Raw genomic sequence first — 16,778 nt, 5'->3', positions numbered from 1 at the left:
AGCTGTGCGGGGTCAGCGGACGGGGAAGCGGTGCCCCTTCGTCGTGGTGGTCACCTTGCGGTTGTGGGTGTAGGTGTCGTTTCCCGCCACGAGGACCGCGCCGTACTCCTCCAGACTCACCCGGCCTCCGTACTCGTCGACCTCTTCGGTGCCGGGGTAGACATCGACGCACGTCGGCACGTAGCGGCCGGCGAAGCCCATCCGCATCTCCTTGTCCGGGGCGACGTGCGGCTTCGAGGCGTGCATGAGCGTGGACCAGAACAGGATCGCCTCACCGGGCTTCATGACCATCGACACGGCCTGGTCCTCGTCCGGCCGCCAGTTGGGGTCCTTCTGCAGGTCCCGGTAGTCGTAGCCGTAGAAACCGCGGGTGACACCGTCCTTGTTCTGGTGGTTGATCTTGTCCGGCTGGTAGTGCATGCCCTTGGACTCGTCGTAGTGCATCGTGCGGTGCGACCCCGGGATGAACTGCAGACAGCCGGTGTCCTCCGCGGCCTCCGTGAACGCGGTCCACACGGTGATGGTGCCGCCGAACTCCTTCTGCTCCTGGGGCCATACGATCTGGGGCCGGCCGGAAGCGAAGGCGAACGTGTCGGCCTGGTGCCAGTCGGTGCCCTCGTCCCCCTGGTACTTCGGGAAGAACTCCGTCCGCCAGCACAGCACGTCGGGCCCCAGCACGGCGGTCACGCGGTCGACGATCTCCGGCCGGCAGATGTGGTCGGCCAGGAACGCGGAGTCGAGGTGCCGGTCGTAGTTGGCGATGTTCGTGTTCCCGGCCTGTGCCTCGCCCTCGTCGTAGACGGCGCTGCTGCGGTCCATGAGCCGGAGCCGCTCGCGACGCCACAGGCGCCGCATCTCGTCCTCCTCGTAGACCTTGAACGGGCCCAGGTAGCCGCGCTGGTGGAACGTTGCCACCTCGTCGGGTGTGGGGGTGAATGTCTGCTGCACTGCATTCGCCATGATCAGCCCTTCGCGGTCAGCCGTTCTTCCGTTTCTGTCTGCGCACGTTCTGTCTGCGCATCTCCTGTCTGCGCACGCACGATTTCCGACATCGCGTCGACGCTCGCCTCTTCGAGTATCGCCACGTCGAATTCGATGGCGAATCTTTCGTTGATCTGAGCGACGATACGGATCAGGGCCAGCGACGTGGCGCCCTGATCGAAGAGGTCCATGGCCGGATCGATGTCGTTTCGCTGCAGTACCTCACTGGCGATGCTCTCGACCGACCTGTGTATGTCGGTCTCCTCAGCACTCGATCGGTGCGGCGCGGTCATGACGTCGACTCCGTCGGTACCGCGGGTTCATGCTCCCAGCGCATCACGGTTCACCTTTCCCTGTAGCGTCATGGGCATTTCATGGATGATCTCGTAGGAAGAGGGACGGAGATGTCTCGGCAGAGCCGCCCGCGCACGCTGTTCGGCAGCGGCGATCAAATCGGCAGCGGATTTCTCGTCGACACCTGCCGCAGGGGCGGGCAGCAGATGGGCCACCAACCGGACATCACCCTTGCCGAAATCTCGCGCCGTGACAACAGCTCCCGTGATTCCGGGCATTCTCGAAAGAACTTCCTCGATTTCGCCGGGCTCGATCCGGTAACCGCGGACTTTCAGTTGTGCGTCCGCCCGCCCCAGGTAGACGAGGGCGCCTCCCAGGAGTCGGACCGCGCGGTCTCCCGACCGGTAGAGCCGCTCCTCACCCAGGCCGGGCGGTGCCGCCACGAAGCGTTCCGCCGTGAGGTCCGGGCGCCCCAGGTAGCCGCGGGCGACTCCGGAGCCGGCTATGTACATCTCGCCGGGCACTCCGTCGGGCACGGCCTGTCGCGCACCGTCCAGGAGGTGCACGCGCACCGCGGGCAGGGGCACACCGATGGGGCTGTCGCCGTCGCTGTCCAGGTCCGCGGCGGTGATGCGGCGCCAGGTGCAGTGCACCGTGGTCTCCGTGATCCCGTACATGTTGACAAGGCGGGGCTTGTCGTCGCCGTAGGTCTCGATCCACGGCTTGAGCAGTCGGGGGTCGAGCCGTTCACCGCCGAAGACCACCAGCCGCAGGGACGGACCGATCTTCTCCTCGGTTCCGCTGCCTCGGGGGAAGAGGGCACCGAGGAACTGGTGGAAGGCCGACGGGGTCTGGTTGAGGACGGTCACCTGCTGCGTGCGCAGCCACGAAGCGAGCAGGGAAGGCCATCTGGTGGCCGCTTCCGGCAGCAGCACGAGCCGTCCGCCGAACAGCAGCGCTCCCCAGATCTCCCACACGGAGAAGTCGAAGCTGATCGAGTGGAAGAGTGCCCAGGTGTCGCGGTGGTCGATGCCGAAGAGGGGTGCGGTCTGCTCGAAGAGGCTCACCGCGTTGCGGTGTTCGACGGCGACGCCTTTGGGCTCCCCGGTCGATCCCGAGGTGTAGATGACGTAGGCCAGGTGGTTCTCGCCCGGTTGTGCCGCGGGTCCCCCGGCGTCCGGCGGGGCCGCTGCCGCGGCGATCTCGGTTCTGCCGTCGCCGTGGGGTCCGGTCCACACGATGGCGGGATGGCGCCCCGTCATCACCTCGGCCGTGTCGGTGGCGGCCACCAGGATCGGTGCGCCGCAGTCCGCCAGCAGGAAGTCGATGCGCTCTGTCGGGTAGCCGGGGTCGATCGGTACGTAGGCTCCCCGCGCCTTGAGGATGCCGAGCATGGCGACGATCGCTTCCGTGCCGCGGCGGGCGCAGAGTCCGACCAGGACGTTCGGCCCCACTCCTTGTGCGCGAAGACGTGCGGCCAGCAGGTCGCTGCGGGCGTCGAGTTCCCCGTACGACACGGCTCCGTCCGGGGTGGACAGGGCCGTGCGTCGAGGGGTCGCGCGGGCACGGCTCGCGAAGATCTCGTGCAAGGTGCGTCCGGGCAGCATCGCTGGGCTCCCTCCGCGTCGGGCAGGGCTTGGTGGGGTCGGCGGGTGAGCCGGCGGGCAGCCCCGCCGCCGCCGTCCGTCCCGTCGCCAGGACATTCGTCGGGCGAGACGCCGGCCGGGGGGCGGCGGGCCCGGTGCTCACCCTGCCGGGCTCCACAGCGCCCCGCCGGGCAGGCGCTCGGCCAGCGACGCGGTGAAGGCGTCCGCGTCGTCGAACAGGTAGAAGTGACCGCCGGGCTGCACCAGCACCTCGAAGTGCCCGGCGGCACATGACGACCAGGCCAGCAGGCCCTGCCGGCCGACCTCGGAGTCCTCGATGCCGCCGGCGGCCAGCAGCCTCGCCTCGACCGGTACCGGTTCATCACGTCGGTAGGTCTCGCTGAGCCGGTAGTCCGCGCGGATCATCGGCAGGAGAACCCGCATCAGCTCGGGGTTGGCCAGCAGGTCGGCGAAGGAGGCGTTGACGCGCCTGACATCCGCGACGAGGGCTTCGTCGCTCTGCCGGTGCACTTGGTGCGGGGGCTTGCGGTGCGGAGGGCAGACACCGGAGACCACGAGCTGGTCGACCACCCGGCCATGGCGCCGCTCCAGTTCGACCGTCGTCTCGTAGGCGACGAAGGCGCCCATGCTGTGGCCGAGCAGTACCAGCGGCTCCCCGACGAACGGTTCCAACGCCGCGACGAGGGGGCCGGTCAGGCCGTCGATGTCGTCGATCAACGGCTCGGAGAAGCGGTCCTGCCGGCCCGGGTACTGCACGGCGAACATCCCCGTGCCGGGCGGCAGTCGCTCCGGCCACGACCGGAACGCCTGGGCGGTGCCGCCCGCGTGCGGGAAACAGACCAGCCGCAGACGCGGTGCGAGGGGAACTCTGCCGCAGGGGCGCAGCCAGAGTTCGGACACCGACGGTTTCGCCATGGCCATGAGCAACCTTTCCCGTCATCCGAACAGACCGGCGACGGCGTCCGCGGCCATCGGCACGGGCGTGAGCCGGTAGCCTCTCGGCGGCTCGACGCCCATGAGATGGCGTACCAAGAAATCCCATTTCCGACGATTGACGTAGTGCTCGTAGCCGATGCCGGAATGGTCGGCGCCGGGCACGATGAGGAGTTCGAAGTCCTTGTCGGCCGCGATGAGGCGCTCGACGAGCCGCAGAGTGAGGTGCGGAGACACGCTGTCGTCCATGCCGCCGTGCACCAGGAGCAGGTCGCCGGCCAGTCGGTCCGCGCGGTCCACGTTCGATACGCCGGCGTACCCCTTCTCCTCGAAGGGGCCCTGGTAGGTCTCCGCGGCGCCCGCCTCCACGTAGCGCAGGTCGTGCATGCCTCCCTCGGCCACGCCGACCTTGAACAGGTGCGGGTGGTCGAGCATGGCGCGCACCACGGCGAATCCCCCCGCGGAGGCCCCGACCGCCCCCACCCTGCCGAGGTCCATCCACGGCCGTGAGCGGCCGAGTTCCTCCAGAGCGGCAGCATGGTCGGCGAGGCCGACGGCATCGGCGAGCCGGCCGAACGAGGCGTCGTGGAATTCTTTGCTCCGCCCGGGAGCGCCCCGCCCGTCGACGGCGATCACCACGAAGCCCAGGGCGGCAAGGGCCTCGGCCTCATAGCCGTAGTGGCCGGGGTCGAAGGACGGGCTGACGCGGTGTGCGTTCGGGAACCAGTACGGGTGGTCGAGCACCGGGTACCGGCGGGCGGGGTCGAACCCATGGGGGCGGTAGAGCATGCCGTGGACGTGCGTCCGTCCGTCGGCGGCCGTGACGCGGAAGCGTTCGGGCGGGCTCCAGCCCGATGCCACGAGCCCCGTGGCGTCGGCGCGTTCCAGCTCGACGAGCACCTCGCCGGCCCAGCCGCGCACTGTCGTCACCGGTGGGGTGGCGTTGTCCGAGGCCGCATCGACGAAGTACGCGGCCCCGGGCGGCACGGTGACGACGTGATCGAGGTCGTCGTCGGTGACGCGGGCGAATCCGGAGCCGTCCAGCCCCACCCGGCACACGCTCCGGCGGTAGGGATCGTCCGCGAAGAGTCCGGACGCCAGGAAGTACACCGTGCGGCGGGCCTCGTCGACGTGCAGGATTCGCTGCACGGCCCAGGGGCCGGACGTGATCTGTCCGCGTAGTTCGCCCTTCTCGGTTCCGTACAGGTAGAGGTGGCCCCAGCCGTCGCGCTGCGAGTACCACACCACCTCCCGCTCCCCCGGCAGCACCTCGACCATGGGCGTCTGGGTGAAGAGCTGGGCGGGCTCCACCCGGGTGGTGCCCGTCTCCGACACGAGAGTGCGTACCTCTCCGGTCTCCGGGTCCATGCGGCGCAGGCTCAGCGTCCGCATGTCCCTGGCCTGCGCCAGGTAGTACACCGCCGAGCCGTCCTGTGCCCACCAGGCCCACCGCCGGTTGACGGGGGACATCATCGGCATCTCGACGGCCTCGGACCGGGCGAAGACCGCCTTTCCGGAGGCGATGTGCAGGACGACGAACTCGGCGAGGGGAAGCCGCGGGTCGCCCGGGTGGGCGAAGCGCTGGGTGTGCAGCCGGGGCTCCGCGCCGTCGGCGGGCACCGCGTCCACCAGATGGGTCCGGCGTACGTCTCGCTGGTCCGTGCGGTGGGTGAGTACGCGCGAGGAGTCGGGGGACCACACGGCCGCCGGGGGCAGTTGCTCAAGTCCGAACCTGGGCAGGATCGTGGAGTACATGAAGTAGTCGGGATTGGCGCCGTAGTCGCGGTCGTAGGTGCCGTCCTCGGTCAGCGGCCAGTGCCGGCCGTCCGCCAGGGAGCGGGCCCGGATGTCGTGGCCTTCCCGGAAGACCGCGTGCGCGCCGTCCGGAGCGACGACGTCGAGCACACCGCGGGCAGGCGGACTCCCGACGCGTACGCAGGTGTAGTCGTCCAGCCCGCACCGCCACCGTGCGCCCCACGCGTCGAACTCGACCGACCCGTCGGTCACGTCGATGGCCGCGAAGGGAAGCCCGGCCGGGTCGACGTCGGTGCCGGACGCCGCGGCCAGTGAGGCGGCGAGCCGTGGGTGATCGAACGCGGGCGCCCTGGTCCCGTCAGCCGGGTCGGCCATGACGAACTGGCGGCCGGCCGCCGAGTCGAGCGGGTACCACAAGCGCGCTCCGTCGTGGAGCCAACGGGGGCGGACGTCGCCTCCGCGCACGAGCTTGCCCCGGTTGTGCCGCAACAGCCGCTCCGCCGTCCGGTAGGCGGCGGCGTCGAGGTGGGTCGGACTCACCGTGCTCACCTCCTAGTGGGGCTGGCCGACGACGACGGGAAGGCGCGTCACGCCGTTGAGGTTCGGGCTGGTCATGAACGTGGGAGGGGTACCCGGGTCGCACCGCAGGTCGGGGAAGCGGTCCAGCAGGGCGTTCACGGCGATGACCCCCTCGCGCCGCGCCAGCGCCGCACCTATGCAGAAGTGGATGCCGTGCCCGAAGGAGAGGTGCGGGTTGGGCTGGCGGGCGGGGTCGAAGGTGTAGGGGTCGGTGAAGACGGCCTCGTCGCGGTTGACCGACGGGATCCACACGCCCACCATCTGATCGGCCCCGATGGTGGTGCCGGCCAGTTCGACCGGGCTGTTGGTCACCCGGACCGCGGACGCGATGGGAGGGAGATAGCGAAGCGACTCCTCCAGCAGCGACGGCACCAGGGAGCGGTCCTCGCGTACTGCTCGTTGTGCGTCGGGGAAGGCGTCCAGGCACAGGACGGTGCTGCCGATGAGGAGTGTGGTGGTGATGTGGCCCGCCACCAGCATGGTGTTCGCGAAGTTGACGGTTTCGTTCTCGGTGAGCCGTTCACCGTCGACCTCCGCCTCGGTCAAGCGGGTCAGGAGATCGTCTCCGGACCTGCCGCGCCGCTCCCGCACGAGATCCCGGAGGTAGTCGGTGAGGTGCCGGGCCGCTGCCATGACATCGCCGAGTTCCTCGTCCACACCGTCACGGTCCACGAGTGAGTACTCCGTGGTACCGCTCAGCATCTGGTCCACCCAGCCGTTTATCACGGAGTGGTCGCTCGCGGGAACGCCGAGCATCTCCGTGATCAGGGTGATGGGGAGCGGGTAGGCGAACTCGGTCGCCACATCAAATTCCCGGGCACCTGCAAGCTTGTCCAACAGGTGGTCCACGATGGCGTGCACCCGGGGTTCGAGATCGTTGATCGCACGGGGACTGAAGGCGCTGCTGACGAGTTTCCGCAATGCGGTGTGCCGAGGCGGATCCAACTGCGTAATGGTGCCCTCGTCGAATTCGCTCCGCTCGGGTATGAGACGACCGGTTCCGGAAGAAAAAACATGCGGACTGTTCAGGACGTGGAGTGCATCCGCATATGTGTGGACGTTCCAGAAACCTGTCTTCTCATCGAACGTGACACGTTCCTCGGAGTGCTTTTCTCCGTACAGCCAGGAGAAACGTCGCTCATCCAGATTCCATCGCTCAGCCAACGCAGACATGGCGACTCCCGCAGTCAACGACCCAACAGTGCGCGGAAATGATTTCATGAAACTCAGCCGGAACTTTAATCCTCCGCAATACGGCGGGGCAAGCGGAGTCAGCCCGCCTTGCGGTGCCTTCATTTTGGCGGGACGGCCTTGTCCCGGCGACGGGACAACACCCGCATATGACCGGCCGCAACTCCGTCCCACCCTGGCTCGTTCTGGTGCCACACTGGCTTGACGTGGCGCCACAGTGGCGCCACGATGAGAGCCATGGACCTCAACCCCTATGTCGAGAGCCTCCGGCGGGAACTGGTCACCGCTGCGGACACGGGCGACGCGGCGGCTGTCGCCGAACGCCTCTCCGCCACCCTGACGTCCGCGACCCGGCTGACCCTCCTCGAAGCCCTGACAGACGCGGCCGAAGAGATCACCAGGGACCTCGCTCCCGGCTCGGTGGAGGTCCGCCTGCGCGGCCGCGATCCCCACTTCGTGGTCGTATCCCCCTGCTCCCACGACGAGTCCGATGCCGCGGAGGACACCGAGCCCCCCGGCAGCGGCAGCGGCGCGCCCTCCCCGCTTCCTCTCCTCGGCAAGGACAGCGGTCCCGTGGCACGGATCAACTTCCGACCGCCGCAGCATCTGATGGACCGCATCGAAACGGTCGCCGCCGAGCAGGGACTGTCCGTGAACGCCTGGCTGATCCGGGCGTCCAGTGCCGCCGTCGAGGGCGGCCGGAGCCCCCGCAGGGGACGCCGGGACGCCGGGCGCGGCGGACATTTCACCGGTTGGGTCGGCTGACCACCCAGCCATCAGGCCACCACGAGAGGCGTCACATGCCCACGTACGCAACGCCAGAGCCCATCGCCGTCACCCTTGAGGTCGCTGGAGACCAGGTGGTGATCGCGGCCGGCGACCGTGCCGACACCACGGTCCGGGTCGGCCCGGCCGACACCTCGAACTCCGCCGACACCAAGGCCGTGGAACGGACCGAGGTCGACTTCACCGACGGAGAGCTGCTCGTCCGAACTCCTCAGCTCCACGGGCTGAAGGGCCTGGTCGGAGCGGTCGGCTCGGTCGCGATCCGGATCGAGTTGCCGGCCGGTTCCAGTCTGACCGCCACGGCCACGCACGCCGCGCTGCGCGCCGAGGGCGCACTCGGCGAATGCCGGGTGGAGACCGCGGGAGGCCGGGTGGAACTCGACCGCACCGGCACACTCCAGGCGGCGACGTCCGAAGGCGACCTCGTCGTCGGGCACGTGGCGGGAGGTGCCGACATCGACGGAGCCTCGGGCAGCATCCGTATCCACCGGATCGACGGCGGTGGAGCGATCCAGAGCGCCAGTGGCGCGCTCTGGATCGGTCACGCGGCCGGAGAGCTGAACCTCAGCACGGCGAACGGCGAGATTCTGGTCGACCGCGCGGATGCCGGCGTCTCGGCGGTGACGGCGGACGGCAGCATCCGTATCGGCCGGTTGCGGCAGGGGAAGGCCGAACTCATGACGGCCACCGGGAACGTCGAGGTCGGCATCGCCGAGGGCTCCGCGGCCTGGATCGACGCCCAGAGCAAGACCGGCAGCGTCCGCAACTCCCTCGCGGTGCACGACGGTCCCGGCGACTTCGAGCGGACCGTCGAGGTGCGCGCCCACACCCACTCCGGCGATGTGGTGGTCCACCGTGCGGGCCGGCCCGGCACCGAGCAGGAGTGACCACCTGGAATCCCCCTCCGCACCGCACCGCACTCACGAAGGGAAGGGAGCGATGACGACTACCGTTGAACCAGCGGTGAAAGTCACCGGACTGCGCAAGTCGTACGGCGACAAGCTCGTCCTCGACGGCATCGACTTAGAGGTACCGGCAGGTCAGGTCTGGTCGCTCCTGGGCCCGAACGGCGCCGGCAAGACCACCGCCGTGCAGATCCTGTCCACCCTCATCCGCCCGGACGCCGGGACCGTCGAGGTCGCGGGCCATGACCTCACGAGGGAAGCCGACGCCGTCCGGCGGGCGATCGGAGTGACGGGGCAGTTCGCGGCGGTGGACGAGATGCTCACGGGCGAGGAGAACCTTCTCCTGATGGGCGACCTGCACCATCTGAACCGCCGCACGAGCAGAGCGCGCGTCCGTGAACTGCTGGCGCAGTTCGACCTCGTCGACGCCGCGCGGAAGGTCGCCGGCACCTACTCGGGGGGCATGCGCCGCAAGCTCGACCTGGCGATGACCCTGGTCGGCAGGCCGAAGATCATCTTCCTCGACGAGCCCACGACGGGGCTCGATCCGCGCAGCCGGCACGCCATGTGGTCGATGATCCGCGAACAGGTCGCCGACGGGGTGACGATCTTCCTCACCACGCAGTACCTCGAAGAGGCGGACCAGCTCGCGGACCGGATAGCCGTGCTCGATCACGGCAGACTGGTCGCCGAGGGCACACCCGACGAACTCAAGCGCCTCGTCCCCGGCGCGCACATCGTGCTCAAGTTCGACAGCGCGTCGGCTCTGCACGCCGCCGCACGACTGCTCGACGGTTCCGCACCTGACGACCCGGCCCTCTCCCTGCGCGTGCCGAGCGACGGGAGTCTCCAGTCCATGCGCGGGCTTCTCGACGAGCTGGACCGGGAGGCGATCGCCCCGCAGAACCTCGCTGTCCACACCCCCGACCTGGACGACGTCTTCCTCACCCTCACCGGTCAGGCCCCGACCGGGGAACAGCACTCGACGCAGCCGGAGAGCGAGGACGCCCGATGAGCTCGCTCTCGTACGCCCTGAACGACTCGGTCACCATGCTGCGCCGAAACCTGCGGCATGCCACGCGCTACCCCTCGATGGCTCTGGGCACCGTCGTCATGCCGTCGATGCTTCTGCTGCTCTTCGTCTTCGCCTTCGGCGGAACGCTGGGCAGCGGCCTCACCGCCGGCCACGAGGGGATGGCGTACGTCGACTACCTGGCACCGGGCATCTTCCTCCTGGCGCTGGTCATGGGCGCGATGACCACCTCCATCGCGGTGGCGATGGACATGACCAAGGGCATCATCAACAGGTTTCGCACCATGCCCATCTCCCGGACGTCCGTCATCACCGGACACGTCTTCGGCAGCGTGATCCAGGCGATGGTCAGCGTCGCCGTGGTGCTCGCCGTCGCTCTCCTCGCCGGGTTCCGGCCGTCCGCCGGCGTCGCGGACTGGCTCGCTGCCATCGGCCTGATGGCACTCCTCAGCTTCGCCCTGACCTGGATCGCCGTGGCCCTCGGCCTGCTGGCCAAGACCGTCGAGGGGGCGAGCAACACCCCCATGATCCTTCAGATCCTGCCCTTCCTGTCCAGCGGTTTCGTCCCGGCCGACTCGATGGCGTCAGGTCTGCGCTGGTTCGCCGAGTACCAGCCCTTCACCCCGATCGCGGACACCCTCCGCGGGCTGCTGCTGGGCACCACCGCCGGCCACGACTGGATCACCGCGGTCGCCTGGTGCCTCGGTCTCGCGCTGGTCGGCTTCCTGTGGGCCCAGCGGCTCTTCCGACGCGACCCACGCACCACGTGACACGACTCGGGGCGGGTCGGCCGTCGCACGGGCACGCATCGACCTCGGTCCGCGGGCCCGTGTCGCCGGCTCCGTCGAAGCGGATCCGGCATGCTCCACCCTCGTAGGGTCTGTCCCATGTGACACGGGGCGCAAGACGCTACGCTGTGGCACCATGCCCGCCGTGGAGCCATGGACGATGTCCGTGGCCGCGTCATAGCTGTCCCGTCGCCAGGACACCCACAGCCGCCGGTCCGGGCAGCCACCTCATTCGGACTTCACCGTCGTGCCGCCCGCCGCACCTCGCCCCGGCTCCGGGGCTCCACGTCCTTTCGCTGTGCGCGGGCCGGCCGGCCCGACAGCGCCGTCAAGGGCGCGTCGGCCACATCCGGCAGGAGTAGACATGGCCACAGACGCTGTGCAGACCGTCGATCCCCCCAGCACCGACACCGCCGTCGATTCCCCCCGCCGGCAGCTCCTCACCCGCGTGGCGTTCAGGTTCACCTTCTCGTACTGCTGCCTGTTCTTCCTCACCGAGCCGCGGGTCACGCTGGCGCCGCTGGGGGTCATCGGCAAACACCTACCGCCTGAGGCCTGGACATGGCAGCAGCACACCGTCCAGCCGGTCGTCGACTGGACGGCGACACACGTCTTCGGTACCGAGGCCACGCTGCGGGAGCCCATCCAGAGCGGCGACCAGAAGTTCTTCTGGGTGCTGACGTTCTGCCTGCTCGTGGCGGCGGTCCTGGCGACGGTGCTGTGGTCGGCGGTGGACCGCAGGCGCCCGGAATACGTGACGGTGCACGCCTGGCTGCGGCTCGTCGTCCGGTTCTGCCTCGCCGGACAGCTCTTCGCGTTCGGATTCGCCAAGGTGCTCCCCCTGCAGATGTCCCTTCCTCTGACCAGGCTGGTCGAGCCGTTCGGTGACTTCAGTCCCATGAACGTGCTGTGGACACAGGTGGGGCTCTCCCAGCCGTACGAGATACTGCTCGGCTGCGCCGAGGTCTGTGCCGGCTTCCTGCTGATCTTCCCGCGCACGACGACGCTGGGAGCCCTGCTCGCCCTCGTCGAGATGACCCAGGTCTTCATCCTGAACCTGGCCTACGACGTACCGCTGAAGATCCTCACGTTCCATCTGCTCCTGCTCGCCGCCGTCCTGCTCGCCCCGGACGCCTCCAGGCTGGCGCGGTTCTTCGTCTCCGACCGCGAGGTCGGCCCCTCGACGCAGCCGCCCCTGGCCCGCGGTCGCCGTGCGTCGCGCATCGCGCTGTGCGCGCAGATCGTCTTCGGTCTGTGGCTCGCGGGCTCCCAGGTGCACCAGGACTGGAAGCTCTGGAACCAGATCGGCGACCCCGGCCCCAAGCCACCGCTGTACGGCCTGTGGGACGTCACCGCGTTCACCCGGGACGGGAAGGACCTCCCGCCACGGATCGACGACGCCGACCGCTGGCGGCGCCTCATCGTCGACACGACACACGCGTACCAGCTCAACACGGTGTCCTCGCAGCGGATGGACGGCTCCATCGTCGACTACGTCGCGGCTGTCGACCCGCGACAGGCCGTGATCACGCTGGCCAAGGCCGACGACCCGACCTGGTCCGCCACGCTGGCCTTCCGCCGGCCCGGACCCGGGCGCCTGAGTCTGTCCGGCCAAGTCGACGGCCACCAGGTCCGGATGCACCTGAAGGCCGCGAATGCCGATGACTTCCCCGTGCTCAGGCCGGGATTCCACTGGGTCCAGGAAGAGCCGTACCAACCACGGACCGCGCGCTGAGTCAGCCGACCGCACTCGCCCTGTCAACCGTGAGGAACACCATGACGGACGCCTCCCCCCACGTGACGGAACTGCCCATCGAGCGGCCCGACGGCTGCCCCTTCGCCCCGCCGCCGAAGTTCCGAGAGCTGAACGACCAGCACCCGATCAGCCGGATGTCCTATCCCGACGGGCACCGGGGATGGCTGGTGACCGGCCACGCCCTGGCACGGGAGGTGCTCGCCGACCGGCGTTTCAGTTCACGCCGTGAGCTGATGCACATCCCCTTCCCGGGCATGGGTGACGTCAAGCTGAGCCCCGCGACCCCGGGGCTCTTCACCGCGATGGACCCGCCCGAGCACAGCCGCTACCGGAAGCTGCTGGCCGGGAAGTTCACGGTGCGCCGGATGAACCTGCTCGCGGCGAGGATCGAAGGCATCACCACCCGCTGCCTCGACGCCATGGAAGCGGCAGGCCCGCCGGTCGATCTGGTGCAGGCCTTCGCGTTTCCCCTTCCCGCGCTCACCATCTGCGAACTGCTCGGTGTGCCCGGCGAGGACCATGGTCTGTTCCAGCAGGAGGTGCTGACCACCAACTCGCTGGACGCCTCCGAGGAGGAGGTGATGGCCGCGATGACCGCGCTCCAGGAACACATGCGCGGTCTGATCGCGGCCAAGCGTGCCGAGCCGACCGATGACGTGCTCAGCGACTTGGTCGGCAGCGACCTCAGCGACGAGGAGATCGAGGGCATCGGAGCCGTGCTGCTGGCCGCCGGCCTGGACACCACCGCGAACATGCTCGCCCTCGGCGTCTACGCTCTGCTGCGGAACCCGGCCCAGTGGGACGCCCTGCGCGCCGACCCGGCCCTTGCCGACCGTGCCGTCGAGGAGCTGCTGCGCTACCTGAGCGTCGTCGACATCGCGGTGAAGGCCGCGACCGCCGACGTGGAGTTGGGCGGACATCGGATAGAGGCGGGCGACTCGGTGACACTCGCGTTGCACGCCGCCAACCGCGACCCGCGGCGCTTCGACGCCCCGGACTCCCTCGACCTGCGCCGTATCGCCACTGGTCACCTGGCCTTCGGCCATGGCATCCACCAGTGCCTGGGCCAGCAACTGGCGCGGGTCGAGATGCAGGTCGCCTACCGCGCGCTGATCACCCGGTTCCCCACGCTCCGCCTGGCCGTGCCGCCCGAGGAGGTGCTCCCGCGCACCGGGATCGTGCGGGGCGTCCAGCAGCTCCCCGTCGCCTGGGACCGGGCGTGACACGCCCTGTCGCATGATCCACGGCATGTGCCGCGGTGCACCCCGTCGCGGGAAGCGGGGCGGTCCCAGAAGGACCGCCCCGCAGCGCGGGAAGCCGCGCTCAGCCGGCCGCGGCCTCCGCCGCCATCTGCTGTCGCAGACTCTTGGGCCGCATGTCGGTCCAGTTCTCCTCCACATAGTCGAAGCAGACCTGACGGCTGTCCGGACCGAGCACCGTCCGCCACCCGTCAGGCACCTCGGCGAAAGACGGCCACAGGGAGTACATCTCTTCGTCGTTGACCAGGACGTAGAACTCACCGTCGTTGTCATCGAACGGGTTCGTGCTCATTCTTCTCTTCCTCCTCGTATCGATCGGATGGCAGCAGCGGTCACGGTCGACCGCTGGGCACGGCCTGGCCGGGGGACGCCGAGAGCGAGCGGTGCGCGGAGTGCTCGACGAGGGACTCGGCGATGTCTCCCCCGCGCATGGCCAGGTTCGACAGCAGGGACGACGCGAGGCCGTGGGTGTGTTCCGTGCCGCCTTGCAGGTAGATGCCACAGCGCAGCTCCGGCGAGGTCACCAGCCGGTAGTCCCGCCCGACGAGCAGACTGCCGTCCGGATGGCGCAGGCAGTAGGGTTCGGCCTCCCCGAGGATGCGCTCCGGAGACATCGCCTCGTACCCGGTCGCGAAGACCACGGCGTCGACGGTGAGATCAGCGCTCCGCTCGGTCTCCAGCGAGTGGTAGGTGACCACGGCGGTGTCGGCGACCTGCTTCACACCGGTCGCCCGGCTGAGCCTCAGGAACCTGAGCCGGTGCCGCTCACTCACCTCGTCGTCGTACGCGCGCGCATACAGGGAAGCGAGTACCTCGTCGTCCACCACCGAGTAGTTGGTGTTGCTGTGGTAGCGCCAGGTCGCCTCCTTCGCTCGCCGGGAGCCGGCGTGGTAGTCGTCGACGGCCGCCGGGTCGAACACCTCGTTGGCGAAGGGGGTGTTGTCGGCGATCGCGTAGCCGTACGACGGCATGAGGGCGTAGACGGTGGAGTCGGGCAGCTCGTCGTAGAGGAAACGCGTCAGCTCGGCGGCGCTCTGTCCCGCCCCGACAACGGCCACCCGCCGCAGCGACGCCCTGTCCCGGCCGTTGAACCGGCTGAGGAATTCGGAGCTGTGCCACACGCTTCGGTCGCGCTCGATGGCGAGCGGCATGCGGGGCACCAGTCCGGTGGAGATGACCACGTTGCGCGCGTACTCGGTGGAGACGGGTCCGTCCGGTCCGTTCCGGCGCACGTCGACGCGGAGCCGGTCGACGGGCCCGCCCGGCTCCGCCCGCTCCGGGAGCCGCAGGCCCAGTACGTCGGCGCTGTAGACGACTCGGTCCCGGAACTGGGTTTCGGCCCATTCCAGGTAGTCGTGGAACTCCATGCGCGTGGGGAAGAAGTCGTGCTTGTTCGCGAAGCGCGCCAGCCTGTTCTTCGCGTGCAGGTACGACACGAAGCTGAAGCGTGATGCGGGGTTGCGGAACGTGACGAGGTCCTTGAGGAAGGAGACCTGCATCTTGGCCGAGGGAACGAGCATGTCCCGATGCCAGCCGAGGGCGGCCTTGCGCTCGAAGAAGCGCGCGGTCAAGGCGTCTTGCCGCTCCTCCAGGGCGATGGCCAAGGCCAGGTTGGCCGGACCGAAGCCGATGCCCACCACGTCGTAGCTGCCTGGATCGTTCGTGCCCACGGAACACCTCTCAGTGTGAGTTCTCGGTGTCAGCGAGCGCCGCGGTGATCACTGCCCCGATCAGGGCCGCGTGCGCCGGTTGGACCATGTCACGGTGCTCGCACGGGATCTCGTGTTCGTGGACGGCGCCGCTGATGTACGGGGTCCACTGCGCCGCGAACTTGTGGTTGTTCACCGTGGCGGTGAAGAACAGCAGGTCACCGTCGAACACGGGAGTGGTGAAGCGGTCGAGCAAGGCGGCGTGCTCGACCGTGATGGTCGCCATGGTCCGCAGAAGCGGCAGGTAGGCACTGTCGTGGTTCCGCTCGCCGAGAACGTTCCTGACGAGTTCCCGCGTCTTGACGTCTTCGAGGATGTCGTTCACCTCGATGACGTTCTCGGCGCCACGGCCGCCGGACGTCGCGGAGTCCAGCATGGCCAGCAGTGCCACCTCGTGTCCGCGCCGCTGCAGTTCGACAGCCATGGCGTGGGCTATGGTCCCGCCGGCGGACCAGCCGAGGAGGTGGTACGGCCCTTCGGGCTGGATCTCCAGAAGGTGGGCGAGGTAGTCGTCGACCATTTCCCGGACGGACCGCGTCGGCGGTTTCGCCGGGTCGTACTCGCGCGCCTGGATGCCGTACAACTGCCGTTCCGGCAGGTGCTCGACGAAACCCAGATACGCCCAGCACAGTCCGGCTCCCGGGCGGATCATCCACAGTGGGGGGTACTGCCCTTCCGTCCGGAGCGGGAACACGGGGGCAAGCGGGTCCTCAGCCGCGGCCGGGCCGGCCGCGCCGCGGAATCTCGTGGCGAGACCGGCCACGGTGGAGTGCTGGAACACGGTCCGGATCGGCACCGGGACCCCCGTGGCCGCGGCGATCCTGCTCACCAGCCGTACGACCAGGAGCGAATGGCCGCCCAGAGCGAAGAAGTCGTCGTCGATCCCGACGCGGTCCGTGCCGAGGACCTCTTCGAAAAGCTCGGCCAGTACCGTCTCGTCCTCGGTCCGCGGGGCTCGGTAGGCCCTTTCCGCGAACACGGGTTCCGGGAGGGCCGCCCGGTCCACCTTGTGGTGCGGTGTCAACGGCATGCGGTCCAGCAGCACGACGGCCGAGGGGACCAGGTAGCCCGGCAGCCGCTCGGCGAGATAGCCGCGCAGTTCTGTCGGGTCGCCCGCGGGGGCGACCGCGTAGGCGATGAGTTGCGCTCCGGTGTCGCGCACGTCGTGGCTGATGACGGCGGCCTGCGCGACATCGGGATGC

15 protein-coding genes are annotated in these 16,778 nt (G+C 69.1%); 6 read left to right on the top strand and 9 right to left on the bottom strand.

The window, feature by feature from the left end:
• Positions 1 to 12: 12 nt before the first annotated feature.
• From ABEB00_RS29550 to ABEB00_RS29525, 6 genes are all read right to left on the bottom strand, one after another.
• Positions 13 to 960, bottom strand: coding sequence for a chlorinating enzyme (locus ABEB00_RS29550; protein ID WP_345623588.1), 948 nt, complete (start codon positions 958 to 960; stop codon positions 13 to 15).
• A 2-nt stretch (positions 961 to 962) separates the two neighbouring features.
• Positions 963 to 1,274 (bottom strand): acyl carrier protein, encoded by a 312-nt coding sequence (locus tag ABEB00_RS29545; RefSeq protein ID WP_345623586.1) that lies wholly within the window; start codon positions 1,272 to 1,274, stop codon positions 963 to 965.
• 27 nt (positions 1,275 to 1,301) lie between these two features.
• Positions 1,302 to 2,882 (bottom strand): amino acid adenylation domain-containing protein, encoded by a 1,581-nt coding sequence (locus tag ABEB00_RS29540; protein WP_345623584.1) that lies wholly within the window; start codon positions 2,880 to 2,882, stop codon positions 1,302 to 1,304.
• Between the two features lie 138 nt (positions 2,883 to 3,020).
• The gene (locus tag ABEB00_RS29535) at positions 3,021 to 3,797 is read right to left on the bottom strand and encodes a thioesterase II family protein (RefSeq protein WP_345623582.1); all 777 of its coding nucleotides are present in this window, start codon (positions 3,795 to 3,797) and stop codon (positions 3,021 to 3,023) included.
• A 21-nt stretch (positions 3,798 to 3,818) separates the two neighbouring features.
• Complete coding sequence (locus tag ABEB00_RS29530) at positions 3,819 to 6,110, bottom strand: S9 family peptidase (protein ID WP_345623580.1); 2,292 nt, start codon at positions 6,108 to 6,110, stop codon at positions 3,819 to 3,821.
• Between the two features lie 12 nt (positions 6,111 to 6,122).
• Positions 6,123 to 7,322 (bottom strand): cytochrome P450, encoded by a 1,200-nt coding sequence (locus ABEB00_RS29525; RefSeq protein WP_345623578.1) that lies wholly within the window; start codon positions 7,320 to 7,322, stop codon positions 6,123 to 6,125.
• A 255-nt stretch (positions 7,323 to 7,577) separates the two neighbouring features.
• Between ABEB00_RS29525 and ABEB00_RS29520 the strand changes: the two genes are divergently transcribed.
• From ABEB00_RS29520 to ABEB00_RS29495, 6 genes are all read left to right on the top strand, one after another.
• Positions 7,578 to 8,105, top strand: coding sequence for a hypothetical protein (locus tag ABEB00_RS29520; protein ID WP_345623577.1), 528 nt, complete (start codon positions 7,578 to 7,580; stop codon positions 8,103 to 8,105).
• Positions 8,106 to 8,140: 35 nt separating this feature from the next.
• Positions 8,141 to 9,013, top strand: a complete 873-nt coding sequence (locus ABEB00_RS29515) for a DUF4097 family beta strand repeat-containing protein (protein WP_345623575.1) — start codon at positions 8,141 to 8,143, stop codon at positions 9,011 to 9,013.
• 52 nt (positions 9,014 to 9,065) lie between these two features.
• Positions 9,066 to 10,046 (top strand): ATP-binding cassette domain-containing protein, encoded by a 981-nt coding sequence (locus tag ABEB00_RS29510; protein WP_345623574.1) that lies wholly within the window; start codon positions 9,066 to 9,068, stop codon positions 10,044 to 10,046.
• A complete protein-coding gene (locus ABEB00_RS29505; protein WP_345623573.1) occupies positions 10,043 to 10,834 on the top strand; it encodes an ABC transporter permease in 792 nt (263 codons plus the stop codon). Before ABEB00_RS29510 ends, ABEB00_RS29505 begins: the two co-directional genes overlap by 4 nt.
• Positions 10,835 to 11,216: 382 nt before the next feature.
• Positions 11,217 to 12,587, top strand: coding sequence for a DoxX family protein (locus ABEB00_RS29500; RefSeq protein WP_345623572.1), 1,371 nt, complete (start codon positions 11,217 to 11,219; stop codon positions 12,585 to 12,587).
• A gap of 41 nt (positions 12,588 to 12,628) precedes the next feature.
• A complete protein-coding gene (locus ABEB00_RS29495; RefSeq protein ID WP_345623571.1) occupies positions 12,629 to 13,831 on the top strand; it encodes a cytochrome P450 in 1,203 nt (400 codons plus the stop codon).
• Between the two features lie 100 nt (positions 13,832 to 13,931).
• On the opposite strand, the gene ABEB00_RS29490 is transcribed toward ABEB00_RS29495, so the two are convergent.
• The 3 genes from ABEB00_RS29490 to ABEB00_RS29480 form a co-directional block, all read right to left on the bottom strand.
• Positions 13,932 to 14,159 (bottom strand): MbtH family protein, encoded by a 228-nt coding sequence (locus ABEB00_RS29490; protein WP_345623570.1) that lies wholly within the window; start codon positions 14,157 to 14,159, stop codon positions 13,932 to 13,934.
• Positions 14,160 to 14,199: 40 nt separating this feature from the next.
• A complete protein-coding gene (locus ABEB00_RS29485) occupies positions 14,200 to 15,537 on the bottom strand; it encodes a lysine N(6)-hydroxylase/L-ornithine N(5)-oxygenase family protein (protein ID WP_345623569.1) in 1,338 nt (445 codons plus the stop codon).
• A 10-nt stretch (positions 15,538 to 15,547) separates the two neighbouring features.
• Positions 15,548 to 16,778: thioesterase domain-containing protein (locus ABEB00_RS29480; RefSeq protein ID WP_345623568.1), on the bottom strand; the 1,231-nt coding region annotated here is incomplete at its 5' end.

Origin of the sequence: Streptomyces ziwulingensis, from assembly GCF_039542605.1 — a bacterium.
Lineage (GTDB): Bacteria > Actinomycetota > Actinomycetes > Streptomycetales > Streptomycetaceae > Streptomyces > Streptomyces ziwulingensis.
This window is presented reverse-complemented; position numbering and strand designations above follow the sequence as displayed.

Excerpts from the sequence above, each read along its gene's own strand:
- ABEB00_RS29540 (WP_345623584.1), bottom strand. The coding sequence starts at position 2,882 with ATGCTGCCCGGACGCACCTTGCACGAGATCTTCGCGAGCCGTGCCCGC.
- ABEB00_RS29490 (WP_345623570.1), bottom strand. The coding sequence starts at position 14,159 with ATGAGCACGAACCCGTTCGATGACAACGACGGTGAGTTCTACGTCCTG.
- ABEB00_RS29525 (WP_345623578.1), bottom strand. The coding sequence starts at position 7,322 with ATGTCTGCGTTGGCTGAGCGATGGAATCTGGATGAGCGACGTTTCTCC.
- ABEB00_RS29495 (WP_345623571.1), top strand. The coding sequence starts at position 12,629 with ATGACGGACGCCTCCCCCCACGTGACGGAACTGCCCATCGAGCGGCCC.
- ABEB00_RS29510 (WP_345623574.1), top strand. The coding sequence starts at position 9,066 with ATGACGACTACCGTTGAACCAGCGGTGAAAGTCACCGGACTGCGCAAG.
- ABEB00_RS29550 (WP_345623588.1), bottom strand. The coding sequence starts at position 960 with ATGGCGAATGCAGTGCAGCAGACATTCACCCCCACACCCGACGAGGTG.
- ABEB00_RS29520 (WP_345623577.1), top strand. The coding sequence starts at position 7,578 with ATGGACCTCAACCCCTATGTCGAGAGCCTCCGGCGGGAACTGGTCACC.
- ABEB00_RS29515 (WP_345623575.1), top strand. The coding sequence starts at position 8,141 with ATGCCCACGTACGCAACGCCAGAGCCCATCGCCGTCACCCTTGAGGTC.
- ABEB00_RS29545 (WP_345623586.1), bottom strand. The coding sequence starts at position 1,274 with ATGACCGCGCCGCACCGATCGAGTGCTGAGGAGACCGACATACACAGG.
- ABEB00_RS29505 (WP_345623573.1), top strand. The coding sequence starts at position 10,043 with ATGAGCTCGCTCTCGTACGCCCTGAACGACTCGGTCACCATGCTGCGC.
- ABEB00_RS29535 (WP_345623582.1), bottom strand. The coding sequence starts at position 3,797 with ATGGCGAAACCGTCGGTGTCCGAACTCTGGCTGCGCCCCTGCGGCAGA.
- ABEB00_RS29500 (WP_345623572.1), top strand. The coding sequence starts at position 11,217 with ATGGCCACAGACGCTGTGCAGACCGTCGATCCCCCCAGCACCGACACC.